General features: G+C 36.6%; 17 protein-coding genes, 2 other RNA genes and 1 pseudogene. 3 read left to right on the top strand and 17 right to left on the bottom strand.

Annotated features, from left to right (window positions below; genetic code table 11):
- The first annotated feature begins 16 nt into the window (after window positions 1-16).
- The gene (locus tag NDQ75_RS08555; RefSeq protein ID WP_202027056.1) at window positions 17-667 is read left to right on the top strand and encodes a hypothetical protein; all 651 of its coding nucleotides are present in this window, start codon (window positions 17-19) and stop codon (window positions 665-667) included.
- A gap of 17 nt (window positions 668-684) precedes the next feature.
- On the opposite strand, the gene NDQ75_RS08550 is transcribed toward NDQ75_RS08555, so the two are convergent.
- The 4 genes from NDQ75_RS08550 to pta all read right to left on the bottom strand — a co-directional run bounded on the left by NDQ75_RS08550 (window position 685) and on the right by pta (window position 7034).
- On the bottom strand, window positions 685-2421 hold the full coding sequence (locus NDQ75_RS08550; RefSeq protein WP_202027055.1) for an arylsulfatase: 1737 nt from the start codon (window positions 2419-2421) through the stop codon (window positions 685-687).
- Window positions 2422-2591: 170 nt separating this feature from the next.
- Entirely contained in the window at window positions 2592-3554 is a 963-nt protein-coding gene (locus NDQ75_RS08545; protein ID WP_202027054.1) for a glycoside hydrolase family 43 protein, read from the bottom strand.
- Window positions 3555-3632: 78 nt separating this feature from the next.
- Complete coding sequence (locus tag NDQ75_RS08540; RefSeq protein WP_202027053.1) at window positions 3633-4820, bottom strand: acetate/propionate family kinase; 1188 nt, start codon at window positions 4818-4820, stop codon at window positions 3633-3635.
- Window positions 4821-4940: 120 nt separating this feature from the next.
- Complete coding sequence (gene pta / locus NDQ75_RS08535) at window positions 4941-7034, bottom strand: phosphate acetyltransferase (protein ID WP_202027052.1); 2094 nt, start codon at window positions 7032-7034, stop codon at window positions 4941-4943.
- Between the two features lie 121 nt (window positions 7035-7155).
- Between pta and hutI the strand changes: the two genes are divergently transcribed.
- Window positions 7156-8394: an imidazolonepropionase gene (gene hutI, locus NDQ75_RS08530; protein ID WP_202027051.1), complete on the top strand. Its 1239-nt coding sequence runs from the start codon at window positions 7156-7158 to the stop codon at window positions 8392-8394.
- A 120-nt stretch (window positions 8395-8514) separates the two neighbouring features.
- Here the strand turns inward: hutI and rnpB are convergent.
- An RNA gene (gene rnpB, locus NDQ75_RS08525) (RNase P RNA component class A) lies at window positions 8515-8822 on the bottom strand.
- A gap of 99 nt (window positions 8823-8921) precedes the next feature.
- On the opposite strand from rnpB, the pseudogene NDQ75_RS08520 reads away from it, so the two are divergent.
- A pseudogene (locus tag NDQ75_RS08520) lies at window positions 8922-10654 on the top strand (DNA polymerase III subunit gamma/tau).
- A 3-nt stretch (window positions 10655-10657) separates the two neighbouring features.
- On the opposite strand, the gene eboE reads toward NDQ75_RS08520, so the two are convergent.
- From eboE to NDQ75_RS08460, 12 genes are all read right to left on the bottom strand, one after another.
- Window positions 10658-11875 carry a metabolite traffic protein EboE gene (eboE, locus tag NDQ75_RS08515; protein ID WP_202027050.1) on the bottom strand — a complete coding sequence of 406 codons (1218 nt, stop codon included), beginning with the start codon at window positions 11873-11875 and terminating at the stop codon, window positions 10658-10660.
- Between the two features lie 149 nt (window positions 11876-12024).
- Window positions 12025-13170, bottom strand: a complete 1146-nt coding sequence (locus NDQ75_RS08510; protein ID WP_202027049.1) for a lactonase family protein — start codon at window positions 13168-13170, stop codon at window positions 12025-12027.
- A gap of 133 nt (window positions 13171-13303) precedes the next feature.
- A complete protein-coding gene (locus NDQ75_RS08505) occupies window positions 13304-14554 on the bottom strand; it encodes a PepSY-associated TM helix domain-containing protein (RefSeq protein WP_202027048.1) in 1251 nt (416 codons plus the stop codon).
- 2 nt (window positions 14555-14556) lie between these two features.
- The gene (locus NDQ75_RS08500; RefSeq protein ID WP_202027047.1) at window positions 14557-17037 is read right to left on the bottom strand and encodes a TonB-dependent receptor; all 2481 of its coding nucleotides are present in this window, start codon (window positions 17035-17037) and stop codon (window positions 14557-14559) included.
- A 144-nt stretch (window positions 17038-17181) separates the two neighbouring features.
- Window positions 17182-20007 (bottom strand): outer membrane beta-barrel protein, encoded by a 2826-nt coding sequence (locus NDQ75_RS08495; protein ID WP_202027046.1) that lies wholly within the window; start codon window positions 20005-20007, stop codon window positions 17182-17184.
- 170 nt (window positions 20008-20177) lie between these two features.
- Window positions 20178-20885 (bottom strand): LytR/AlgR family response regulator transcription factor, encoded by a 708-nt coding sequence (locus NDQ75_RS08490; protein ID WP_202027045.1) that lies wholly within the window; start codon window positions 20883-20885, stop codon window positions 20178-20180.
- A complete protein-coding gene (locus NDQ75_RS08485) occupies window positions 20872-21942 on the bottom strand; it encodes a sensor histidine kinase (protein WP_202027044.1) in 1071 nt (356 codons plus the stop codon). The genes NDQ75_RS08490 and NDQ75_RS08485 overlap by 14 nt, the downstream gene beginning before the upstream one ends.
- On the bottom strand, window positions 21939-22280 hold the full coding sequence (locus tag NDQ75_RS08480; protein WP_202027043.1) for a hypothetical protein: 342 nt from the start codon (window positions 22278-22280) through the stop codon (window positions 21939-21941). Before NDQ75_RS08480 ends, NDQ75_RS08485 begins: the two co-directional genes overlap by 4 nt.
- Before the next feature lie 177 nt (window positions 22281-22457).
- Window positions 22458-23618: a hypothetical protein gene (locus NDQ75_RS08475; protein ID WP_202027042.1), complete on the bottom strand. Its 1161-nt coding sequence runs from the start codon at window positions 23616-23618 to the stop codon at window positions 22458-22460.
- A 151-nt stretch (window positions 23619-23769) separates the two neighbouring features.
- A complete protein-coding gene (gene rny, locus NDQ75_RS08470; RefSeq protein ID WP_202027041.1) occupies window positions 23770-25332 on the bottom strand; it encodes a ribonuclease Y in 1563 nt (520 codons plus the stop codon).
- Between the two features lie 51 nt (window positions 25333-25383).
- Window positions 25384-25513: non-coding RNA, 6S RNA (ssrS, locus tag NDQ75_RS08465), on the bottom strand.
- Window positions 25514-25580: 67 nt separating this feature from the next.
- The gene (locus NDQ75_RS08460; RefSeq protein WP_202027040.1) at window positions 25581-25871 is read right to left on the bottom strand and encodes a cell division protein ZapA; all 291 of its coding nucleotides are present in this window, start codon (window positions 25869-25871) and stop codon (window positions 25581-25583) included.
- Window positions 25872-25886: the final 15 nt, after the last annotated feature.

The following is a 25886-nucleotide window of genomic DNA, read 5'->3' as shown; positions in this document are numbered from 1 at the left end:
GTGCACTCAATACGCCATGAAATTGAATGTTATAGACGAGAAAAAAGCATCCGAAGAAAAAGGGTATTTACAAGAAGCTACAGAAAAAATAGAAATTGCCATTAAAGAAATAAAGGAGTTAGCTAAAGAAAAAGGAGTCGTTTTATTCGAAACTACCGAGTCTCCAGAACAAAGGCAGAAAGAGCAAATTGCTAGAGCACATCACTTAGCCATTATAAGCAAGCAATACGCTTTTAAAGTTTTTGTTTGGTTTAAAAGGAATGGACCGTTGCTGCACTCTTTAGGTAAAAATATTTTAGATAAAGTAGAACTTGGGATTTTAGAAGAACAGGACCTTTTTGACTTTCTGGGCATTGACGAAGAAATTAACACTATAAAACGCTACCAACACCAAATACATTTTAAACTTCTTCGAGCTTTGCAAAATGATGAACTGGATCTTGCCATTCAAGATGAAATTCAAAATGACGCCAACGGTTCTGCAAAAGTAGCTCTAATCCTTACTGAAAAATCATTAAATGCATGGGAAGTTTTATTTGATTATTTTAAGGAAGCCCAAAACGAAATTTTAGACATTTTGGTACTGTTAAAGCAAATACAAAAAGAAACCTCTGAAGAATTCCCAAATGCCCAGAAATTTATTCGTCCTGGATTTGATGAAACGTAAAATGATGAATGAATACCCTACGGAACCCTTTCAAACAACAGCAATCGGAAGTCCATTACGGAGTTGTTTGGAATTTGAATCGCTTTTAACGTCATTAATCCTTCACCCTTTTTAAGCTTTATATCGCCAACGGTTACCGATTTCCAATCTTTTACATAAGATTCTTTTCTAGGCGCTAAGTCGGTTTCCATTCCTTTTAAAGGCACATCGTGCGATTCTTTGATTTGAAAATTCAGTTTACTTTCGTTAAATGATAATTGAACCTTTGACCCTTCATCTCCGTCCTCGCAAGCATAGAATAATTTAACTTTAAACAAACCGTCTTCTGGTACATTTATTTGCCATGAAATACTATCATTCGTACTTGTCCAATCCGTAAAAAAGGAACAATTGGGATACTTGTTAGATCGTTGAATATTTCCGTGGGCTTTGCCATCACGGGCAGGGATTTGAGTAAATTTCATAGCTGGATGCCCAAGAACAAAAGGGCGGTCATCAACTTTGGGCAAGGTCAATGCTTTTTCTTTACGAAATGAAACTGCAATATTTTGTAAACTATCTTTTACTGCTGGAAGCTGCGCACTAAGATCGTTTTTTTGTTGCCTGTCATTTTCAATATCATACAGTTTTCCATCTTTCGATAAGCGGTATTTCTGCGTTCGAATACTTATTTGATCTTGCCACGTATTCAATATAAACCGGTCTTCATAACTGCTGGATGGGTCTAAAATGCTTTTTGAAAGATTAATCCCGTCCAGTGGCTTGTTGATTTCATAATCAATGTCGCATAAAGAAGCTAAAGTGGGCAATAAATCTATCGTCGATGTCAAACGATTGATTGTTCCTCCGGCGCCAATTTTAGAAGGCCACTTCATTATTAACGGAGATCGTACTCCCCCTTCTTCCGTAGAGCCTTTCTTTTCTTTTAATCCGCCATTCCAACGGTAACTTGCAGGGCCATTATCGCTAAAGAACAGTACGATGGTATTTTCTTCAAGGTTTAAAGCTTTTAATTTTTCTAGAATACGACCTACATTTTCATCTATATTTTCAACCATTGCTAATGCCGCTCTGGTTTCTTGAATTTTCTCAGAGGAATCCCTTTCTTGCTTTATAATTTCTTTATTCCTAAAGTGATCCCAATTCTCTTGTGGTGCTTGAAAAGGCGTGTGCGGTGTATTGTAAGGAAGATATAACAGAAAAGGTTTGTCTTTATTCTTTTCTATAAATTCTAAACCATGGTTGGTGAAATCGTCAACAATAAACCCATTTCCTTGTACAACCTTTCCATTATGTTCTAGCATTGGTGAGAAGTAATGCCCCCAATGTCCGGAACAAAATCCATAAAAATCATCGAATCCTCTTGCATTGGGATGGTAAGGGTATTGCATTCCGTTATGCCATTTTCCATATGCAGCCGTTTGGTAGCCAGTATTTTTAAAAACTTCAGCAATGGTAGTTTCATCGATGTTCATTCTTTCCGCACCTCCTCCAGTGCCGTACACCCCGCTCCTAAAACTATATCGACCTGTTAAGAGTTCAGCTCTGGTTGGTGAACAAACCGGACTCACGTAGAAATTTTCGAACACGACCCCATTTAGAGCCATTTGATCTAGATTAGGTGTTTCAATATTCGGATTTCCGTTAAAACTAGTATCACCCCAAGCCATGTCATCCGCTAGAATAATAACTACATTAGGAGGTTGGTCTTTTTCGACTTTCTTTTCTTCTTTTTCACAAGAAATTATGACCATCAAAAAAAAGATGAAAAGTATATGTATTGGGTATTTCATAATTAAAAATAAGTGTCAGTTCGAGCGCAGTCGAGAACTATTCGTTTTTAAAAATAGGCTTCGACTGCGCTCAGCCAGACAATCTAAAAATGATAAATTAGGTGACTATCTATTAACCTCTAAAAGTTTACTTACTTTTTCAATGGATTTGCCCCCACGCCCTCATTTGTAATTTTTACGGGAAGTATATGTCCGTTTTCATCAAATTCCATTATATCAATGCAAGTTTCCCGAGAATTACCGTCCTTTTCAGTAAGTGGCCTGCGGTGGTAAACCATGTAATAGGCATCTTCATTTGGAACTTTTATAACCGAATGATGTCCAGCACCCGTGGCAATTGCTGGATCTTGCTGAAGAATTTTATCAATTCGTTTAAAGGGTCCCATTGGTGAATCCGCGATGGCATATGCGACACTGTAATTAGGGCCCGTCCAATTGCCTTCCGACCACATGAAATAATACTTACCATCACGAATGAACATAAAAGGCCCTTCGACATAACCTTCTGGTGTAATTTCTTTAAAAACCGTTCCATCTTCAAATGGAACGAACCCAGTAAAATCGTCTTTTAATTTAGCTATGTTACAATGTCTCCAACCGCCGTAGATTAGGTAATATTGTCCATCTTTATCATGAAAAATGAATTGGTCTATGGGCTGAGCTCCATTATGGATTTTTCCTATTAGTGGTTTTCCTAAGTAGTCTTTGTAGGGCCCTCCCGGTTTGTCGGATACCGCCACTCCAATTCCACCTTCTTCTTGGTTACTTTGTATATCATTTGCCCCAAATAGAAAGAAATATTTTCCGTCCTTTTCAATTATAGAAGGCGCCCACATGGCTCTTTTGGCCCATTTCACTTCGGCAGTATCTAAAATGCGTTCGTGTTTAGTCCAATTTACCAAATCTGGAGAAGAAAATGCATCAAAAAAAACTTGATCATCAAAAGGTGCTGAATATGTTGGAAAAATCCAGTATTCATCATTAAAAATTATTCCTTCGGGATCGGCGTACCATCCAGGAAAAACCGGATTGTTATTTTGGGCATTCAGAAAAAATGTAAATAATAAAATAAAGGTGGGTACTATTTTTTTCATTGGTTAATGGTTATTGAAGTGCCTTCATAAAAGAATGAAGACACTTTTTGGATTTTTTATTTTGGTTAATGAAAGTGCTTAACTTATGAGTTTAAAGCTTTCTTTAGCAATTTCGAGTTCCTCATTGGTTGGTATTACCAACACCAAAACTTTGGAGGTTTCTTTACTGATAATTCTATTTTCTGAAGAACGGACATTGTTTTTATAGTCTTCCAACTCGATTCCTAGATAACTCATGTCTTCACACACCATTCTTCGTAAAATGCTACTATTTTCGCCTATTCCAGCGGTGAATACTATAACATCTACGCCATTTAAAGCGGCTGCATAAGCCCCGATATATTTTTTGATTCTGTAAGCATTCATTTCCAAGGCAAGCTGGCATTCACGGTTTCCTTCGGCTGCTTTCTCTTCAATTTCCCTTAAATCGCTGTAGCCTGTTAAGCCTAGCATACCACTTTTTTTGTGGAGTACCTCACTCACTTCCTCCAAAGAGTAGCCTAACGTCTTTACCATGTAAAATATAATAGACTGGTCTATGTCGCCACTCCGTGTACCCATAATGAGCCCGTTTACGGGAGCGAAACCAAGAGAATGATCTACACTTTTACCATTCTTGATAGCGGTAATACTGCAACCGTTTCCTAAGTGAACCGTAATTACTTTGGATTTCTTCTTACTGATAAAATCCTTTGCCTTTTCCGCTACGTACTTGTGACTGGTACCATGAAAACCATACGCTCGGATGTGGTCTTCATTATACAATTTATTAGGAATGGCATATCGAAATGCTTTTTCTGGTAATGTTTGATGAAAAGCCGTATCGAAAACTGCAATTTGCTTTGCGTTTGGAAAAACCTCTTCCGCCACTTCAATTCCAGTAAAATTGTGTGGATTATGCAAGGGTGCCAATGGAAATAAATCTTTTATCGCTTTTTTTACTTTGCCATCAATAACAACCGTATCTGCAAAATCTTTACCGCCATGCACAACGCGGTGCCCTACAGCATCAATTTCACTCATATCTGCAATTGCGCCTTTTTCCTTATCCAATAAAAAAGCGGCTACTTTATTTAAACCATCTTCATGATTTTGGATGTCCACCTTGTCGGAAACATTCATTTTTTTAGACTTATAATGAATGGTAGAATTCTCCAACCCGATACGTTCTACAAGTCCGGAAGCGATTACAATTTCGCCTGGCATTCGTATCAATTGAAATTTTATAGATGAACTTCCTGAATTTATTACTAATATTTTTTTCATTTTATAACTCCTATATTAAGCTTCTAATTATTTCAACTAAATTTAATTATATTATTTTGATTACCCTTATTTTCTGAGCTTCCACGGAAAATATTTCGGTAAATCACAGTAAACATAAAATTATATACCCTGTGCTTGAATAGCGGTAATGATGACTGTATTAAAAATATCATCAACGGTACAACCACGGCTTAAATCGTTTACGGGTTTATTCAATCCTTGCAACATGGGTCCGATTGCCAATGCGCCTGTTTCCCGCTGAACCGCCTTGTAGGTGTTATTACCTGTATTTAGGTCAGGAAATATAAGAACACTTGCCTGTCCAGCTACTTCCGAATCCGGAAGTTTGCTTTTTCCTACCGAAATATCAACAGCAGCATCATATTGGATGGGGCCTTCTACTTTTAAATCAGGTCTTTGGGCTTTTACAATTTCCGTTGCTTGTCGCACGCGGTCCACGTCCTCCCCTTTACCAGAAGTACCCGAAGAATAAGAAAGCATCGCAATCTTGGGCTCAATACCAAATGCTTTACTACTATCTGCGGAAGAAATTGCAATTTCGGCCAATTCCTCTGAAGTAGGATTAGGATTAATGGCACAGTCACCAAAAATAGAAACCCTATCTTCCAAACACATAAAAAAGATGGAAGAAACCACCGATACACCCGGTTTGGTTTTTATAAATTGCAGTGCGGGCCTAATGGTATGCTGTGTAGTATGAATGGCACCCGAAACCATTCCATCGGCATGACCTTTGTAAATCATCATGGTTCCAAAATAAGACACATCACTCATCCAATCGCGGGCAATGTCCATGTTTACATTTTTATGCTTTCTCAATTCATAAAAGGTAGCCACATACTCATTAAAATGTTCAGAAGCAGTTGGATCAATAATCTCAACTTTACTCAAATCCAATGGTACTCCCAAGTTATTTACTTTCTCTTCTATTTTTTCTTTATCGCCCAGTAACGTTACATCCACGATATCAATGGCAACCAAACGCGCGGTAGCATTCAATACCCGTTCATCCAGTCCTTCGGGTAAAACGATTCTCTTCTTAGCTTTTCTCGCCGTTGTTATAAGTCCGTACTGAAACATTCTCGGGGTAATCCCTTTTGGTTTGAAACTGATGAGTCTTTCCGCCAAGGTATCAAACGATACATATTTTTCAAAAGTACTAATGGAAGTTTCTATTTTCGGGATACTATCCGCATAAATATTCGATTTTATACTTCCTACTTGGTTCGTTACGTTAAAAGTTCCACCTTCCACAGAAACAATAGGCACAACTTGAGACAATCCTTCAATCAGCTTTAAAATGGGCTCTTCTGGAACCAGCCCTCCAGTTAAAATAATTCCTGAGACACGCGGATAATTACTGGAAATATTTGCCTGTAAAGCTCCTAGAATAATATCTGCTCGGTCTCCTGGTGTAATTACCAAACTATTATGTTTTAGCTTCGTAATGTAATTTCTAAGCTGCATAGCACCCACACCAAAGCTACCAGTTTGGTTGTCGAGAAATTCATCGCCAAACAATACTTTTCCATCAAGTTCTTCAACAATTTCCTTTATAGTGGGATTGGCTAAGGACTCAACCTTTGGAATAGCAAAAACATCAACTTCATCAGGAAGAAAGGTTTTCAATTCGGCTTTAATCATCTCCAAATTTTCGGTATCTATTTTGTTAGCAATCAACGCCATTACATTTACATCCTTATTCACAAAAGTATGATATGCTAATTGCAAGCTTCCCGCTAAATCTTCCTTGGTTTTATCGCTCCCGCTGGCAACCAGCAAAGCAGGTATTCCTAAATTTTTAGCAATAAGTACATTTACATCAAACTCAAAAACACTTCCCTCTCCAGAAAAATCGGATCCTTCCACAAGAATGAAATCGAATTGCTCTTCCAGACGCTTGTACTTCTGAATAATGGTATCTATAATCTCCCCAGATTTCCCTGTATTTCTTTTTTGAATTACTTGATTACGTGTAAACGCAAAAGCCTCTTCATAAGCCAAATCAATTTCAAAATAAGAAAGCACAGTGCTTATATGATTGTCTTTGCCGCCTTTTTTATCTTCATCTATTACCGGCCTAAAATAACCCACCTTGGCAGTTTTCCCCAAAAGTGTTCGCATCAAGCCCAAAGTAATTAAAGACTTTCCGCTGTTGGATTCTAATGTTGCAATATAAATACCCTTATTCATACAAATATTCGTTTTCTGAGCTATAATTTAAAATAACTCATTATGCTAATTTCTCCCTAAAAATACGCCATAAAAGACAGCTTTCCTAAATGTTTTATACCTTTAACCTCAAATTTACATTATGAAGACTTTATATCTTAATATAAGAGAATTATTACAAGTAAGAGAAGATAACATACATAAAGTCGATGGAAAAGACATGCAATCTTTGCCGACTATTAAAAATGCTTTTTTGCTGATTGAGGATGATTTGATATTAGATTTTGGTGAAATGAAAGATGCGCCAAAAAAGAATATTGAAAATGTAGTCGATGTAAGAAATAAAATAGTGTTGCCCAGTTGGTGTGATAGCCATACGCATTTGGTTTATGCTGGCAATCGGGAGCAAGAGTTTGTAGATAGGATTAAAGGTCTTACTTATGAAGAAATAGCGAATAAAGGTGGTGGAATTTTAAATTCTGCCAAAACTTTGCAGCAAACTACGGAAGGAGAGCTCTATGAGCAATCCGCCAAACGCTTGGAGGAAGTCATAAAATTGGGAACAGGCGCCATTGAAATTAAAAGTGGGTACGGACTCACCACGGAAGCAGAGTTAAAAATGCTGAAGGTGATTGCAAAGCTGAAGAAGAATTACCCCATTGCGATAAAAAGTACTTTTTTAGGAGCACATGCGGTTCCTACTGAATTCAAGGAAAACAAAGACGCTTATATCTCCAAGATTATAAATGAAACACTTCCGAAAGTAGCCCAAGGGAAACTTGCTGATTATATTGATGTGTTCTGCGAAAAGGGATATTTTTCGGTAGGCGACATGGAAGCCATTCTTTTTGCCTCTAAAAAATATGATTTGACTCCAAAAGTACACGTTAATCAGTTTAATGCTATTGGAGGAATCCCTGCAGCGGCAAGGCACAATGCGCTAAGTGTAGATCATTTGGAAGTGATGGAAGATAGGGATTTCGATAGTTTGAAAAACTCCAATACCATGCCTGTCGGACTTCCACTTTGTTCATTCTTCTTGGGAATACCTTATACTCCCGCAAGAAAAATTATTGATAACGGTCTCCCATTTGCTTTGGCGACCGATCATAATCCCGGTTCTTCGCCCAGTGGAAATATGAATTTAGTGGTCGCTACCGCTTGTATTAAAATGAGAATCACCCCGGAAGAAGCCATAAATGCGGCTACCATAAATGGGGCTTACGCCATGGGCCTATCCGAAACCCACGGAAGCATTACCAAAGGGAAAAAAGCAAATTTTATAGTTACCAAAGAAATTCCATCGTATAGTTACCTCCCTTATGACTTCGGAAATAACAATATAGATATGGTGGTTTTAGATGGAAAAGTCGTTTCTTAATTTTTGAAAGATAATTGTTGCAGAAAAGATATAAGATCCCGACGCAGAGATCGGGATTAGTTCAACTTACAATTTATGAGCTTCAGCAAATAACTGAAGCTCATAAATTGAGTTTCACTAAAAAAAAGCAGGCCGTAAGCCGGATTCTGTATCTTGAAAAAGATCCTTATCATTTATCTGGATGTTACATTGCTGCAACATTCTAGCCGCCTACCCTCCAACATCGGGCGCGCAACCCTCAAACGCTGGTTTACATGACGTTGCACCGCATAGAGTTTACCTGATTTCACTACAGCATTACCTGTACATCCTTTCTTTTGCACTTGTCCTAACCTTTCGGTCGACGGCTGTTAGCCGCTATGCTACGCTGTGGTGTCCGGACTTTCCTCCCCTAACTAAAAGTTAAGAGCGATAAGGTGGCCTGCCGTGCAAAAGTAAATGATTTATTAACCATTTTGTTAATAATTAAAGACAAAATGATGTTTTAAATCAAAGAATATAACTTGTCAATTTTTATCTTTGTTGCAATGGAACACTTTGTAGTATCTGCGCGAAAATACAGACCCAAGACTTTTAAAGATGTGGTTGGCCAGCAGGCCATAACCAACACCTTGCTTAATGCCATTGATCACAACCATTTGGCACAAGCACTATTATTTTGTGGACCGCGTGGTGTTGGTAAAACTACTTGTGCCCGAATATTGGCCAAGAAAATAAACCAAGACGGTACGCAAAGTGATGACGAGGATTTTGCATTTAATATTTTTGAATTGGATGCTGCCTCCAACAACTCTGTGGATGATATTCGTAGCTTGATTGATCAAGTGCGGATTCCACCACAAGTTGGAAAATACAAAGTGTACATCATCGACGAGGTTCACATGCTTTCGCAAGCTGCCTTCAATGCTTTTTTGAAGACACTCGAAGAACCGCCAAAGCACGCCATTTTTATTTTAGCGACTACAGAAAAACACAAAATAATCCCGACCATCCTTTCTCGCTGTCAGATATTCGACTTTAAAAGGATAACGGTGAAAGACGCAAAAGAATATTTAAAATATATTGCAGAACAACAAGGCATTCAAGCGGAAGATGATGCCCTGCACATTATTGCCCAAAAAGCAGATGGTGCTATGCGGGATGCACTTTCCATTTTCGATCGGGTGGTGAGTTTTACAGGAGAGAACCTTACCCGCCAGGCTGTAACCGAAAATTTAAATGTGCTCGATTACCAAACGTATTTTGAAGCTACCGACCTTATTCTGGATGGAGATATCCCGAAGTTATTGGTGGATTTCAACAAAATATTATCGCTCGGATTCGACGGTCATCATTTTATTGCGGGACTGGCATCACATTTTAGGGATTTATTGGTTTGCCAAAATGAAGCGACCATACCACTACTTGAGGTGGGCGACGAAGCCAAGCAAAAATACTTGGAACAAAGTAAAAAGGCTTCCAGAGGATTTTTATTAGAAGGCATTGAAATAGCCAACCAATGTGATTTAAATTACCGAAGCAGTCGAAATCAACGTTTACTTGTTGAACTTTGCTTAATGAAACTTGCCTCCATCAATCATAATGGAGAAAAAAAAAAGGCCGTGATTTCATAATCCCTCCTTCTTTCTTCAAAGTATCTTCAGAAAAAACTTCTCAAAATAATACTTCAGAAGAAAAGCAAATAGCCAATACGGTTCAAAACAATGTTGCTTCTGACAAAAATGAAACCGCCTCTACTCCTGTTTCCGAAGAAAAAAAACCGGCTCAACCGAATGTAAAAATAAACCTTCAGAACAGAAAAAGTGTTTCCGGACTTTCTCTTTCCAGTATAAAAAAGAAAAAGGAACACGAGCTGGCTAAAAAGAATCAAGTAGTGGATGAGGAAAACCTTCCTGAAGATCCATTCGACGAGGCTACGATGCAAAAGTATTGGGCAAAATATGTGGCCAAAATCGATAAGCAAGGTAAGAAAATTCTTGGTGCTGCCCTCGGTTCGGATACGCCACGATTAAAAGGCAAAAACAAGATTTGGATTGAATTGGCCAATGATACTCTAAAAAAAGAGGTAGAAAGAGACCAATATCCTTTAATGGAATACCTAAAAAAACATCTCAACAACTACCAAATTGAGCTTTACATAACCATTAACGAAGAGGTTGAAAAGCAATACGCTTTTACGCCTATGGAAAAGTATGAAAAACTACGTGAGAAAAATCCGCTAATCGACAAGCTTAGAAGTGATTTCGACTTGGATATTTAGTAACTAATTCGCGTAAACCTCTTCTTGCATTCTTTCTTTTAACCAGCGAAGTTCTTTTGCTATGGAAAATTGCAATCCATTTTTTTTCAGTTTTTCCGGCAACAAGTCCCACATATAGCTTTCTATTTCTACGAGCTCACAAACATTGCTTTTTTTCAGGCACTTTAATGTCTCCAAAATTGTATACTGACTGGATTCTAAATTTTTATACGCTTCTGTATAAATTGGAATGTTGAACAGCGCGTGTAACTCTCCAATTTCCAAATGTTTATTAACTATATCTTCCAAATTAAGATATGTTATTACCGTTTCTCCGATTTTTTCGGTTACAGGATGCAAAAAATAATTTTGATTAAATTGGTTAAACGCTTTAATAATACGCTCGCGCTTATGTTCATTCATTTGAAAACGCAGCACCGAGCTCATTTGAATTTTCCCAATTTTAATATCCGTTTGTTTAAAGCGCTTGAACGTAAACGAAGGCGACTCAAAAGCCATAAAAAATGCTCCAGTATTGTAGCAAATATTGACATACCTAAATATCATTGCCTCTATTTCATGGGCCTTCTTACCCAATTTCTTGGATAACATCTCCACACCAGTAGGCAATAAAAATGCTCGAAAAAAATCGATCACCTGTGTGCTGTTGGATAACAAACTATTGGGTTCAGGTTTTAGATCCAAATGAATGTATTTTTCGGCGGCACATTCCAATTCGTAAAGCACCTCAACAACTTTAACCAAATTTATGGCCGACTTTATATAGCATTGCTCTTTTTCATCCTCATCGGAATACCAATGCCTAAATCCCAATGGCGAAGTGGTTATACTTCCTTGCATTCTTTTTGGCAACAAGTAAGACATTTGATTTATGAGCATAAGTGTATAATCTAATCGTGCAGTTGAAGCCCAATCTGGCGCATACAATAAATCCTTTACCTCGTGTCCCTGCATTTTACCATACGCCACTCCGTCTATACTTAAAACATAAAGTTGATGAATTTGTAGCCAATCTTTAAAAATGGCAAGATTCTTTCTTTGCGAAAGTTCTTTGCATGTCTTGTGCGACAATCGCAGACTGATTCCAAAAGGATTTCTATCCGATAAATCCTTTTTTATCTTCGGAATAAAATTATTGAGCGTAGAAAAAGTAGTTTCCCAAGATTCTGAGTTATGCACATTGGTGCAATACGACAAATGAAAAGACCCATTGATATACATCTATTCTATTTTTAGTTGTTAAACCACTCATATTAAATAGGATAGTGCTCTTTGAGGTACTAAAATTTAAATAGAAATATTGTATTTAAAACAAAAAATCTTTCAACTAACTTTTTAAACGATGAAATAATATATTCTTAATCAGGTATTTAGTTTTTAAATAGAATACAAACCGGTGAAGGTGCTTCAATTTCATCAATAAAGGTAAGTTTGCCAGTTTCTTCATTTCTTTTGAAAGAAATAATATTATTGGTAAACTGATTGGCGACCAAAAGAAATTTTTCGTCTGGGGAAAAAGAAAAATTACGTGGCCCGTCTCCGCGAACACCCTCGTAACCCACGATTTCTATACTTCCTTCTTCTAAAACTTTAAAAATAGCGATGGAATTATGACCGCGGTTTGAAGCATACAGATAATTTCCATCTGAAGATATATGAATATCTGCTGCTTTGGTTTTATCCGTAAAATCTTTGGGCAGCGAAGAAATGGTAGTTACTATTTCATAGGTTCCATTTTTTAAAGCAAGTGTTGTAACGGTATTATCCAATTCATTTAAAACAAAAGCAAATTTACCGTTGGGGTGAAAAGCCATATGTCTTGGTCCGGCGCCATCTGCCATGGCAAGTTTGGTTTGCGCTTTTGGCTCCAATTTATTATTGCTACCATCAATTTTTGAAAACCAAAGTTCATTGGTTCCTAAATCCACTGCTATTACCTCGTTTTGAGAAGGCTGTAACCAAACGGAATGTGCATGAGGGCCTTCCTGTCTTCCATGCGTACCTTTACCTTCGTGTTTCTGTACATCCAACAAATCAGATAGTTTTCCATTTTCATCCAGTTTATGAAGTCCAACCGTGCCGCTGCTATAGTTAGCGTTTACTACATAACCTTCTTCATTGCTGACAATAAAACATGGATGCGCACCTCCAGAGGCACTTTTATTTACAAAAAGTAAGGTGTCTTTTTCTATTTTAAAAGAGGAAACCGTTCCTTCTTTAGATTCATTTACAGCAAGTAAATGTTTTGCATCTGCTGAAAATGCCAAATAAGAAGGATTATCAGTTTTTGCAATTAATTTGCCATTTGACAATTGACCTTCTTCCGTAAGTTCAAATTGATATATACCTTCCCCGTTCTCTCTTGTATAAGTACCCACGTAGAATGGAAATGTTTCTTTAGATTCTTCCATTACTTTCGACTCTTTTTCTTCAGCAACAACACTGTCATTACTTTTTTTATTGTCTTTACAGCCCATAACAAGGGCAAATACTGCTACAAAATGTAAAATCTTCATTTATTTTTTCGTCTTGATTGGAATAGGAAAGATACAATTTATCTGCTGAAATAATCCGAGTTACTAAACTTAATAAACGTTTGTGGGGAAAAGAGGGTTAATCCCTAAAATTGCAATTTGCTCAATAAACTTTCTACTTTCTTTTATACCAAATTATAAAGCCTGTAATTGGCAATGAGGTGCCTATAACACACATTAAAAAGTAAAATACTAAACTTGGCCAACCCATAATGGCTCCTGTATGCAAGGGTTTAATTATGGAGCGCACTTGAAGATTTAATGGAAGTTCGCTGTACAGTTTTTTGGTAACGAACTTTCCTTTTGTATCAAATTCAACTTTATCGGGTAATGCTGCAGAAAGCCAATTACTGGTGTTTAGCTTGGTGAAGTTGTAATTAGCACTTCTTCCGCCAGGCAAACTTATTATCACATTGGAATTATACGGTAGTTCTTTTTGGGCATTAACAAGCATTGCTTCAACCGAGACAGGCTCTTTTTTTCTTCCCATGCCACGTCTGCCGCCCCTTTCTCCATTTCCACCGCGACGTCCAGCTGTATTTTTATTTCCTTTTCCGCTACTTTTTTTGCCGTGTTGGTTTTTATTGCCTTTGTTTTTTCCTTCGGAAGTAGAATTGTCTATATTTCTGTTTTCAACTATTTCAATAGCCTCATTTCCCAAAGCTGAATTCAAACCATCCCTCACCCATGAATACGAAAAAAACAGTCCCGTAGCGCCAATAAAAAACAAGCCAATTAGGGAATAAAAACCCAATACGTTATGTAAATCGTAGTTAAACTTATAAAATTTAGCATTCCATTTAATGGTAAGTCCTCTGTTTAGCTGTTTTCTTCGCTTTGGCCACCAAAGAACCAGTCCAGAAACAAGAAGAAAAAGAAAAATAAGCGTACTTGCTCCTACTATTTGTTTACCAATTCCTCTTACCAAAAGCCATCTATGCAATTGTAAATTAAAACTGAAAAATTCTTGAGCTGCTTTGCTTTCGTCTCCCAAATGTTCTCCTGTATACGGATTGAAATAGGTTGAAACACGTTTTCCCGCTTTTCTATCAAAAGCAAAAAAATGAGTAGCTATATTTTTTTCTTCAGCTATTGTTATTCTTCCAACCGGTAAATCGTAATGTTTTTTGTAAGAAGCAATTAGCGAATCTAAAGGCACTCTATCTGTTCCTTCTTCAACATAACGAACTTTCCTATTGATAAGGTTCTCTATTTGTTCTTCAAAAGTTAAAATAGTCCCAGTTAAACAAACAATAACCAAGACAATTCCGGAAAGCAAGCCGAGCCACAAATGCAATACATTCGTAATGTATTTAAAAAAAGACTCTTTCTTTTTTCGTTTCCGTAATAATTTAAGCTTGCTCATTTTTAGAAATTATAGGTTAACCGAACATCAAAATTAAAAGGAGCAATCGGGTTGATAAACGTTGTTCCAAAATAGTTGTAAGCCAGCTCATTAGTTAGATTATTAAACTTAGCGTTGATGGAAAACTTATTAATCTGATAGCCTGCTGTTAATGAAAAAGTGGTAAATGCATCATTTACAAAAGAGATGGAACTTCCACCCCGCGTGCTAACGGTTCGGTCACCAGTAAAAACGCTACCAGCTCCTATTTTAAAGTTTTCCAAGAATCCATCGAGAAATTCGTAATTCGCAATTAAACTTGCACTATTTTTTGGATTATAATCTGTTGACTGAACGACTGCGTCACCCGATTCAGTACTCTTTTGAGCAAACTCGTAATATGCATAGGTTCCGTACAGCGTTAAAGCATCTGTTACTTTTCCCTGTAAGCTAATTTCTGCACCTCTTCTTCGCTGCTCGCCAACCTCTACAAAATATTCTCCATCTGGATTCACATCGCTTACAGCATCTGGAGATGTTAGGGGATCATTATTAATGTCCACCGCCTGTACAGCTACGTTATTGTTGTAAATGTTATAGAAAACTAAGTTGGCACCAAATCTATTTTGAAAAAAACTACCTCTAATTCCAGCTTCCAACTGATCAAAAACTTCTGGGCCAATTTGTTCCCCATTTATATTTACCCGAGTAGGAGAAATGGAAGTTTCGCTGAAAGTGTTGGTATAGCTACCATAGACGGTTATATTTCTATTTAAATCATAAAATGCTGCTACACTTGGAGAAAACCCCCCAGTGTCAATTCGGTCGCTTTCTGAAACTCTTAAAGAATCTGTACCCAAATTCTCGTGCAATTCATTAAAGGAAGTAACCCAACTATAGCGTAATCCTAATGTTAATCGTAATTTTTGAGTAAGCTCCAATTGATCTTGAAAAGTTATTCCATTAATAGTATTTTCAGATTTATTGTTGGTGTTCAGTAATTCAGCAAAATAAGCTTCTTGAGCTTCAGGAGACAAATTAGAGATGTTACTTTCAAACTGTGGGTTTAAAATATCTATCCTGTCAATTTCTGGTCCTGGATCTCTACTTTCCGATCCATTTCCTTTGGCAAAATTTTTGTTTTTATATAAATCTACACTTAATTGAAAATTTTGCTTAACCCCCAGTTTAACATCTTTTCCGAGGAAATCTGCCCTAACAGAGCTTGATGTCGCTCCAGTTTCTTGATATACCGAACTTCTTGCAAACACATCCGCTGCTCCATCCCTATCGGTATCTTGGTAGGCTCTCCTTGTATTTATTCCCCTGCTGGTTCTATCTTTATGGTTTATTCCCCCTGTAACGCCTAAACTTATTTTTTCTGAAAACTTATGCGTATAATTAGCAAAAACGGTGTTGGTAATTTGTTTTTGAAAATCATCTTTAAAACCTAAATAATCCTCTCTAATTGACTGCTGCTGTGAAGGTCTAAAACTTTCTTCAATAAAAATCCCGTTTTTAGCCAACAGTAAACTGTCTACCCGTAGCTGCCCAACATCTTGCGAGCGCTCGTCGTTATTATAAATGTAATCTACTTTTACCATATCTTTTTCAGATATTTTATAAGCTACGCTTGGAGCTATCGTAAAAGCTTCAAAATCTACATCATCCCTAAAAGTTTCTCCTTTGCTCCAACTTCCATTTACCCTAAAACCTAGTTTGTCATCTGCCATGGAAAATTGCTTATCAAAGCCATTGTATGTTCGTCCAAAACTTCCCAAAGATGAAAATACATAACCATCGTTTTTAAAAGTAGCCTGTTTTGTAACGGTGTTTACGGCCCCACCTATACTCCCATTTCCCAAACCAATGGAAGAAGAACCGCTTATAAATTGAATATTATCCAACGTATTAAAATCGAAATTACCATCTCCTTCCCTTGTAGACGATTGTAAACGCAGCCCATTAACCAAAATAGTTGCTTTTGCTCCCCTAACTTGTATATTTGGGTATTGATTCCCTCGTGTAGACTCTAAATTAAATCCTGGTGCATAATTAATGGCTTCATCTAAATTCATTAATTGCTGTTCCGTTAACAACTTATTGTCTAAAATAGTGAGTGCCTGACTTTGATACTTAACTTTTACAGGAAGTAAAGAAACCGATGCTACTGTTCTTTCGTTTGGATTATTACGAATGGCTGAAACAATTACTTCTTGTAATTCCTCTTCAGTAGCCTTTAACTGTACATCTAACTTTGTTGATACATTAGCCGAAATGGTAACTTGTGTATGATGAGTCTCATAACCAATAAAAGACACGGTAATATCATGCGTTCCAGGCTTAACATTCTTTATGCTGAAAACACCTTCTTCATTGGTAAATGTTCCTTTTGAAAGTCCTTTCATATACACCGACACTTGCGGTACGGGAACACCATTAGCGGATGTAATAGTACCTGAAAGAGAGCCATTTTGGGCATAAATTGCTATGGATAAAAACAAAAAAAATGTAAAGGTTAGAGTAGTTTTAAGCGACATCTTATTTTTCATTTGCCGGCAAAACTAACAACTTATATTTACTTATTCTAAATAAAATCTATTTTATTTTAAATAAATCTAAATAAGTTATAATTTGTAATATTTTTTTTAGAATCCTCTAAATTTATACGTAAACGATAACATAAAATATTGCTCCAAGACATTGTTCCTAACATCTTCAAAATAAGTATCGGTAGTATTTCTAACCAAACTTGTGTTTTCACCCAATACATCAAACATCGTAAGGCTTAACTCGCCTCGGTTGTCTTTTAAAAATTTCATTCCCGCGTTGATGTTCCAAAGCAAATAATCGGGATCAATGCCTTCTTCTAGCCCCCCAAAATATGAATGGTTAAGATCGCTTCTCAAAACAAAATCTTTTAAAAAAGTATACGACAACCTTAATTTTGACTTCTGAATAAACTGCCTCGTAATACTATTGCTGAGCGTACTGTTGGTTGTATATTGATAGGAGGAATTTGAACTTAAAGTAAAATCTATATTTTCACTAATATTACTACTTAAAACCACGCCCAGTGAAAGTTTTATGTCGGATTGCTCATTTTCAACATCATTTACCAAGCTTGGTGTATTGGCATATTGTGCCGTTGCGTTAAAGTTTAGATTGGATTTAATGAAGTCTACTGGAAAGCCATACGAACTAAAAACCTTTGTATTGAATTGCTGATCAAAATTTACGGGCCTTGTAAGCTGTGATCCTGGTGAAAGTGTAACGTTTTCTACTTCTACCGACGCATCAGTATTATTCAGAAAAATATAATCCCCAATATAATCCTGTACCAAGTTAGCGGATGCTAAAACATAAAATGTATGTAGTGATTCCGAATTGGTGGATGAATATCGAACACTAGCGTTAGTTTGCTTTTGCTGATCGAGGTCTCCATTACCAATATATTGATTTAATGGATTAGAGTTGTCCAACACCTCCTGTAATTGGTTAATTTTCGGAATGGAAGTAGTAGATCTTATATTCAATCTTATATTTTTACTTTTATTGATGCGCCATCTCCAAATAAATGATGGTAAGAAATTGGTATAATTTTTTGAAATAACACCTTCATTAGGAAGTGTTTCCTCGTTGGTTAAACTCGACCATTCCATGGCAGAGCTTAAAATAAAATTACTTTGACCACTTCTCATGAGGACACTAGCTCCAGCTTGTTGCGAAAAAAATTCACTGTAACTTTGATTGCTTAAATTTGAATTTAAAAGATCGTAAGCATCGGTTATTTCATTTTTATCGAAGGTTTGTTTATCAATTTCACTAAACGTAATACTCGGTCGGTAATTTAACCGCAACAAAGCAGATTCCCATAGAGGTTCTGTAAAAGAAATTCTTGTATAAGCTGTGTTCTCTTGCTGGTCTAAAGTAGAAATTTGATCTATATCCTGGTCGTTTGCATCAGAATAATCTGTAAAAACATTATTATCTCCCGTGCTTGTATTAATTTGTTGTCCAAAATCAATGGCAAGACTCCTTCCTTTCTTTTCAAATTTGTGTTGCCAAAGTACGGAGTTAGTAAAATTATACGCATCTAAAACAGCTCTTGTATTATTCCTTACCGTGCTTTCATTACCATTTTCAGTAAAAAAAGTAGACGTTGCATTGTTAAAACCATCGTTGGTTTGGGAGGTGAATTTAGGCTTAAAAACCAAGCTGTTTTTATCGTCCAACGTGTATCGCAGCTGTAAATTTAATCGGTGATTGGTATTTATGGATCCAGATTCTGCCTCTTCTACAAAATCTTGCTGACCAGCATTGTTATTAAAATAACTTCTGGAAGTTTGCGTAAACGCATCGTTCTCACTTTGGTTGAAAAAATAGCTTGATGCCAGTTCCATTTTATCATTAAAACTATCAGAATAATTAATTCCAAAAGCATTAGAACTCACAATACCGTTTTGTTCCCCAACCAAAAAATCGCTTTCACTACTGCTTACATCTGCGCCGCCCCCAGCGCGTCCACCTCCGCCACGCCTTCCGCCGCCGCGTCGTGCACCACCAGCGCCACCACCACGACCCCCAGAAGAGCTGGAAACACCCGCCAAATCTGCCGAGGAAAAGTTTTGCTGATTGATATTATTACTTTGTGCCAAAACAGTAATACGTTGATCGTCGTTAAAAATATTGGCTACACCACTTACTTGGTATCTGTTATTAGTACCGTAGCCTGCTGTAGCATTTCCAAAAACACCTTCACGATATTCTGGTTTGGTAATAATATTGATTGTTTTTTCATATTCTCCATCATCAAAACCGGTAAGTCGGGCTAATTCGCTCTGCTCATCGTACAATTGTATTTTCTGAATAACTTCGGCTGGTAAATTTTTAATGGCCGCGTTTGGGTCGTTATCAAAAAAAGGCTTTCCATCGATTAAAACTTTTTTCACATCCTCTCCTTGTGCTTGCAATTTTCCATCTGTAATTACAATACCTGGCATTTTTTCCAAAAGATTTTCCGCAGTGGCATCTGGATTGGTTTTATAAGCTAGAGCATTGTATTGCGTTGTATCATTCTTTTGTACCACTGGTGGAATTTTTTGTTCAACAACCACCTCTTCCAAAGCCAATGCGCTTTCTTTTAAAACAATTTCTCCTAAATTTAATGCCTCATTTTGTACTTTTATTTCTGAAGTAAAATCTTCATACCCAACAAAAGTAACGGTTACTGAATATGTGCCGCTGTTTACAGCCAATGAAAAAGATCCATCACGATTTGATGAAGTTCCCTGAACACTTTTACTGTCCGTTTTCACTAAAACAACGTTAGTTCCGCTCATATTCATAACAGAATCTTGGGTTTTAACAATACCAAACACCTCAAATAATGTCTGTTTTGAATTTTGTGAGTACATACTTTCGGAAATCGAAAAAAGCACAACCATTACCGTAAACTGAAAAAATAACTTCATCTAAAACTGTTTTACGGTAAACTTCCGACTAAAGCAGTTTCATTTCAACCTAAATAGAAGAATATGGTTATTTTATAGACGTTTCAGAAGAAAGTAGCTTGTACATTTAAATTCCCAGTGAAAGAATGTGTTTTTAGGAACTTTATTTACACTGAAATGGGCTTAAATAATTACTCATACCGAGTTTTAATGAATTCCTGAAAAACGTCTTTATATTTTTCTGAGACTGTTATCCTTGTTTTCCCGAAGACAATTTGGTTACGCTCAATAAGCTCAACATTATCCATATTCACCACAAAGGATCGATGCAAGCGCATAAAATTTTTATGCTCCAATTTTTCTTCCACGCTCTTTAGCGTCATTAAAGAAAGAATGGGTTTCTCCACGCTTTTTCTATAAATCTTTGCATAGTCTTTTAATCCTTCAAAATACAGAATATCGTTTAACGGAATTTGGTGGATTTTGTAATCTGCTTTCACCATTAAAAAATCTGGCTTTTCAGAAGAAGGTGCTTTTTTTGTGTCTTGGCTGTATATTTTTTGGGTTACTTCCAAAAATTCATCAAAAGAAAAAGGTTTAAGTAAATAACCTACCGCATTTACTTTGTAGCCTTCAATGGCATATTCATCAAAAGCGGTGGTAAAAACGATTTTGGTTTCGTTCTTAATAATTTTTGCCAAATCCACTCCCAACATGCCTGGCATTTGAATATCTAAAAAAGCTATTTCTACCTGCTTATTTTTAAATATACCTAATACCTCGTTTGCATCTTTGCATTCCGCAACTAGATGTAAATAAGGAACCTTTTCAATATAAGATTTGATCAGGTTTCTTGCATGAGGCTCATCATCTGCGATAAGGCAACTAAGTATTTGCATGATGTGTTTTCATTTTTAATTCAGTAAAAAAAGTGTTTTCGACGCGCTGCTGATAAAACGAATATTCTTCTTCCCGGTACAGCAATTTTAATCTTTTTTGCATGTTTTGTATCCCTATTCCCGAACCACTTCTGTCCGTATCGCTCTTTGGAAAATAAGAATTTTTTATACTGAAAATCAATTCTTCATTAATCAATTTCAAATCTACATCAATGAAACTTTCATCGGATGCGGCTACTCCGTGTTTAAAGGCATTTTCTACTAGCGGAATAAATAAAAGTGGCGGTATTTCTATATTTAATACATCCTGTTTTGGAAAGTTTGCTGTTACTGTAAGCTGATCGCCATAACGCATTTGCATTAAATCTATATAAGATTCTATAAATTGAATTTCGTCTTTCAATTTTGTACTACCATCTTCAGTTTTGTACAATAAGTAACGCATTAGTTTTGCCAGTTTTAAAATGCCATCTTTAGCAAACTCTGCATTGGTATCTACCAACGAATAAATATTGTTAAGTGTATTGAAGAAAAAATGCGGTTGTAATTGGTATTTCAGCATTTTCAATTCCGATTTTAAATGCTCGTTTTCTCTTGCTTTTTTAAGTCTTTCTTCCTCATTTAACTTTTGAGAATAGCGAATTCCAAAGGCAATTCCTACGGACATAAAAAGCAAAGGAGCATTTCTGGCAACAAACCAAGGTCCAAATGAAGGTCTACGCTTTCTATTTCTTGAAGTGGCAAATAAAGAGTCTGAATCTATAAAATTAGCAAAATCGTTGCCGTATCTAAGTCCCGCTAAAACCAACCCGAAAAGAACAACATTAAAAATATAGAACTGAAAAGAATTTCTGTTGAAGTAAACTTTTGGCAAAAGCCAAAAATAATTTACATAAAAAATAAGAAAAGAACCCATTATCAACGGAACCCACTGCCTTAATAATAATTTATTAAGTTCATTTCCTTCCGATAGGATAAAGGGAAAAAGTAAAATAAAAAACCATATCACTACATGTAGAAATATGGTTTTTAGGGTATTCATTAATTTTTTGCTCATTGTCTGTTTTTTACTCGGCTGCGCATTCTTGCTTTTTGCTCTTTTAGCATTTCTTGATAGATGGCATTTTTTTCTGGAGATAAAACCTTGGCAACAGCCTCGTCTCTTTCTTTTGTATACCCTCTTCTATTTTCCCTATCTTCTTTCATTTTTTCTTGAAAATCGGTAAAAATAGCCGTTAGCTCTGTTTTTTCGCTATCAGTTAAATCTGCTTTTTCATCTAAAGCTTCCACAGCCTTTTCAGGACCGTTTCCTCTACGTCCTTTTCTTTCTTGTGCATTTCCAAAACTTATAAAAAGTATTGTAAATAACGCCATAATTATTAGATTCTTTTTCATGATATAAAATTTTTAATTTTCTGCGTCTAAAGTATTTACAATACAATCATTTAAAAATTAAATTCGACGTTTACCTATAATCTTATAGACGTTTACTGTATTTAACCCGAAGAAATAAATTAAAAATACGCTGAACTCAAAAGTATTGTATGAAATTGTGGACCAAAGGCTAGATGACTAACCCTGCTTTTTACGCTTCAAATGCCTGTTTCGTTGACGAATTTTCCCAGTATAGTAGCCAATGGCGAAGGGCAGAAAAAGAATAATCGCAAAGAATAAAATGGATAGTAACAGAACCCTCGTCAATAAACCTTTTACGTGATCCATGGTGTTGTCTACCACATCTTCCGCCAATAAATTCACTTCTGCAGTAAGCGCTTTTCGCTCCCTTAAAATAAAACTATCCAATGCAATGCGTTCTCTTTCAATTATGGTATCCATAGCCAAACGTTCCATAGTTATAAACTCTTTTGAACTTTCCATATCTCGATGCAAACCCCTAAACAAAACATACATATCTGCCCTAAAATCTTTCACTGACTGATCCAAAAGTTCTGGTGTGGTTTCTGCAGTGGTTACCAACCTATCCAAACTTCTATCCATATTATCGAAAGCGGCTTTTAAGCTTGCAGAATCTACGCCCTGTTCCTTTAGCATCAATTCAGCGTTCCATTGCAGCTGTTTTCCCGTACTTTCTGACGTGTAAACTAGGCGGTTGGAAAAGTTATTCATGACTTCCGAAAGACTTCCAACTGTTTGTACAGCATTGCTGTCCGCAATATTTTGAGCTTCTAGATAGGCCTCTCGTAAAGATGTATGGGTAAATGTGAATTCGTCAATGGGGTTTTCTTCAGCAAAAGCATACACCAGTTCCTTGTAAGCTTCGTATTCATCTTCTTCAAGCAAGCCTCGTGCATACCTTTCTATTTCCAAAAGGTTTTCCTTGGAGATTATCTGAACATAATTCTGCCAACTACCAAACATGGACGCTGCTTTTTGCGTCGCCATAAAATTTTCAATAGCCAGACTTATTTCCCACGAATCCAGTAGCGCCAATTGAGGCATGGTTTGGAACCCTACTTTTCTATAGGCGGTGAGTGTTTTTAATTTCCAGAGATATGCATTTCGTTCAATTTCCAAATTAGCTTCAGAAGTGATAATGCTGTCTGCTGCTTCCTCTACTCTATCCGTCGCATCAGCAACAAACTGTTGGGTTAGCAATCTTGAGTTAAGTTGTCTTTTGGTAAGTGGTTCTTGCGCACTTTCTATACGCAACAAGGAGCAAGATTGCATAAAAACGAATACTATTCCGATAAAAATACAGTAGCGAAATCTCATGAATCGAAAAGTTATAATTCACTCAAAATAAAATAGATATATTAAATATACTCAATTTAATTGAAAGAACTTAACCCGATAAATAAGAATTAAAAAAGCCCAGTCAATCGACTAGGCTTTAAAATGGTTTTTATTTAAGGACAGAAATTTGCTACTTAGCAATATTCACAGCTCTGGTTTCTCTAATTACCGTAATTTTAACTTGCCCTGGATAAGTCATATCCGTTTGAATTTTTTGTGAAATTTCAAATGATAATTCTGAAGCTTTATCATCTGAAACTTTTTCACTTTCTACGATTACACGAAGCTCACGCCCTGCTTGAATAGCATAGGCCTTCTTCACACCTGTAAATCCGAAAGCAATTTCTTCAAGGTCTTTTAAACGCTGGATGTAAGAATCCAATACCTGTCGTCTTGCTCCAGGTCTCGCCCCACTAATGGCATCACAAACCTGAACGATAGGTGCCAATAGCGATTTCATCTCAATTTCATCGTGGTGAGCACCGATTGCATTACAAACTTCGGCTTTCTCTCCGTATTTCTCTGCCCACTCCATACCAAGTATAGCGTGTGGAGTTTCAATTTCAGTTTCCGGCACTTTTCCAATATCGTGTAATAGACCAGCTCTTTTGGCTAATTTAGCATTTACACCTAATTCAGCTGCCATTACACTACATAATTTGGCAACCTCACGGGAGTGTTGCAACAGGTTCTGACCATAAGAAGAACGGTATTTCATTCTTCCTACTGCTTTTATCAATTCTGGATGTAAACCGTGTATCCCTAAATCGATAACAGTTCTTTTACCTACCTCAATAATTTCTTCTTCAATCTGTTTTTTGGTTTTCTTCACCACCTCCTCAATACGCGCTGGGTGAATACGGCCATCGGTTACTAAACGGTGTAGGGACAATCTCGCTATTTCACGACGAACAGAATCAAAACAGGAAAGAATAATCGCTTCAGGTGTATCGTCTACTATAATTTCTACTCCAGTAGCCGATTCCAACGCACGGATATTTCTTCCTTCGCGACCAATAATTCTTCCTTTCACGTCATCGGACTCCAAATTGAATACAGAAACACAGTTATCGATAGCTTCCTCGGTACCGATTCGTTGAATGGTGTTTACAATTACTTTTTTGGCTTCTTGCTGAGCGGTAAGCTTTGCTTCTTCCAACGTATTTTGAATATACGTCATTGCATCGCTTTTAGCATCAGACTTTAACGATTCTACCAACTGAGCTCTTGCTTCTTCCGCAGATAAACCGGAAATAACTTCTAACTGTTCAATTTGATTTTTATGAAGTTTATCTATCTCGCTTTGTTTTTTCTCTAAAAACTCTAAGCGGTAATCATAATCTTTATTTTTGGCCTCAATTTCAGCATTTATTTTCTTGCTTTTTGCCAATTCGTTAGAGACTTGAGACTCTTTATCTCTGGTACGTTTTTCGGCTTCTGCTATCTTTTTATCTTTAGAAACAATAACTTTCTCATGCTCTGCTTTTAATTCTAAAAACTTTTCTTTTGCCTGAAGTATTTTGTCCTTCTTTATACTTTCTCCTTCAGTTTTTGCTTCTTTTAATATTTTTTGAGCTTCCTTTTTCGCTCCGGAGATAATTTTAGTAGCGTTTTGCTTTTCCAATATTTTCGCCACTAGAAATCCAACTACTATCCCCACTACTCCAACTATTATCAATAGTGTACTGTCCATCTTTACATATATTTAAAAAAAAAGCCTACATTGGTATTTGAAGTTTTGTACAAACTCCTAAAAACAGGTTTAAGGCTACCAAACTGATCAAGGATCCGCAGTCCTGTGTTCTGAAATTAATCAGAGGAGCGGCTTGCTTTTACAATTCGAACTCACCTTTTTTAATTAATACTTGTTGAGTTTGTCAAAAAAATGCAACCAATGTAGGCAGTAACATTATTTTATTTAAAAGAACATTTTATTTCGGCTTAGCCCAAATGTTGAGATAGCAAAGCGTCCAAATTTTTCAAACGCTCTTCCGTCTCTTCACTAATTTTATGTGTTTCAATACCTTCCTGTTCCACTTTAGAGGCAAATTGCAAGGCACACATGGCCAAAACATCTTGCTTATCCCTTACGGCATAGTTTCTTTCAAACTCCTTAATCAACGTATCTATCTTCTTGGCGGCCTTTCGCAAACCTTCTTCCTGTGACGGACTTACGGTTAGTGGGTACACCCTATCTGCAATAGATATTTTAATTTTAAGCTTGTCTTTCATTACCGTTTCAGAACA

The sequence above is a fragment of the Galbibacter mesophilus genome, assembly GCF_023721415.1.
Lineage (GTDB): Bacteria > Bacteroidota > Bacteroidia > Flavobacteriales > Flavobacteriaceae > Galbibacter > Galbibacter mesophilus.
The sequence above is the reverse complement of the archived record's forward strand: the minus strand, read 5'-3'. Positions and strand labels throughout refer to the sequence as shown.

Coding starts and splice junctions, on each gene's coding strand:
- eboE (WP_202027050.1), bottom strand. CDS start 11,875: ATGTATATCAATGGGTCTTTTCATTTGTCGTATTGCACCAATGTGCAT.
- NDQ75_RS08545 (WP_202027054.1), bottom strand. CDS start 3,554: ATGAAAAAAATAGTACCCACCTTTATTTTATTATTTACATTTTTTCTG.
- NDQ75_RS08480 (WP_202027043.1), bottom strand. CDS start 22,280: ATGAAAAAGAATCTAATAATTATGGCGTTATTTACAATACTTTTTATA.
- pta (WP_202027052.1), bottom strand. CDS start 7,034: ATGAATAAGGGTATTTATATTGCAACATTAGAATCCAACAGCGGAAAG.
- NDQ75_RS08490 (WP_202027045.1), bottom strand. CDS start 20,885: ATGCAAATACTTAGTTGCCTTATCGCAGATGATGAGCCTCATGCAAGA.
- NDQ75_RS08485 (WP_202027044.1), bottom strand. CDS start 21,942: ATGAGCAAAAAATTAATGAATACCCTAAAAACCATATTTCTACATGTA.
- NDQ75_RS08475 (WP_202027042.1), bottom strand. CDS start 23,618: ATGAGATTTCGCTACTGTATTTTTATCGGAATAGTATTCGTTTTTATG.
- NDQ75_RS08550 (WP_202027055.1), bottom strand. CDS start 2,421: ATGGTCATAATTTCTTGTGAAAAAGAAGAAAAGAAAGTCGAAAAAGAC.
- NDQ75_RS08505 (WP_202027048.1), bottom strand. CDS start 14,554: ATGAGCAAGCTTAAATTATTACGGAAACGAAAAAAGAAAGAGTCTTTT.
- hutI (WP_202027051.1), top strand. CDS start 7,156: ATGAAGACTTTATATCTTAATATAAGAGAATTATTACAAGTAAGAGAA.
- rny (WP_202027041.1), bottom strand. CDS start 25,332: ATGGACAGTACACTATTGATAATAGTTGGAGTAGTGGGGATAGTAGTT.
- NDQ75_RS08540 (WP_202027053.1), bottom strand. CDS start 4,820: ATGAAAAAAATATTAGTAATAAATTCAGGAAGTTCATCTATAAAATTT.
- NDQ75_RS08495 (WP_202027046.1), bottom strand. CDS start 20,007: ATGAAGTTATTTTTTCAGTTTACGGTAATGGTTGTGCTTTTTTCGATT.
- NDQ75_RS08460 (WP_202027040.1), bottom strand. CDS start 25,871: ATGAAAGACAAGCTTAAAATTAAAATATCTATTGCAGATAGGGTGTAC.
- NDQ75_RS08555 (WP_202027056.1), top strand. CDS start 17: ATGAAATTGAATGTTATAGACGAGAAAAAAGCATCCGAAGAAAAAGGG.
- NDQ75_RS08510 (WP_202027049.1), bottom strand. CDS start 13,170: ATGAAGATTTTACATTTTGTAGCAGTATTTGCCCTTGTTATGGGCTGT.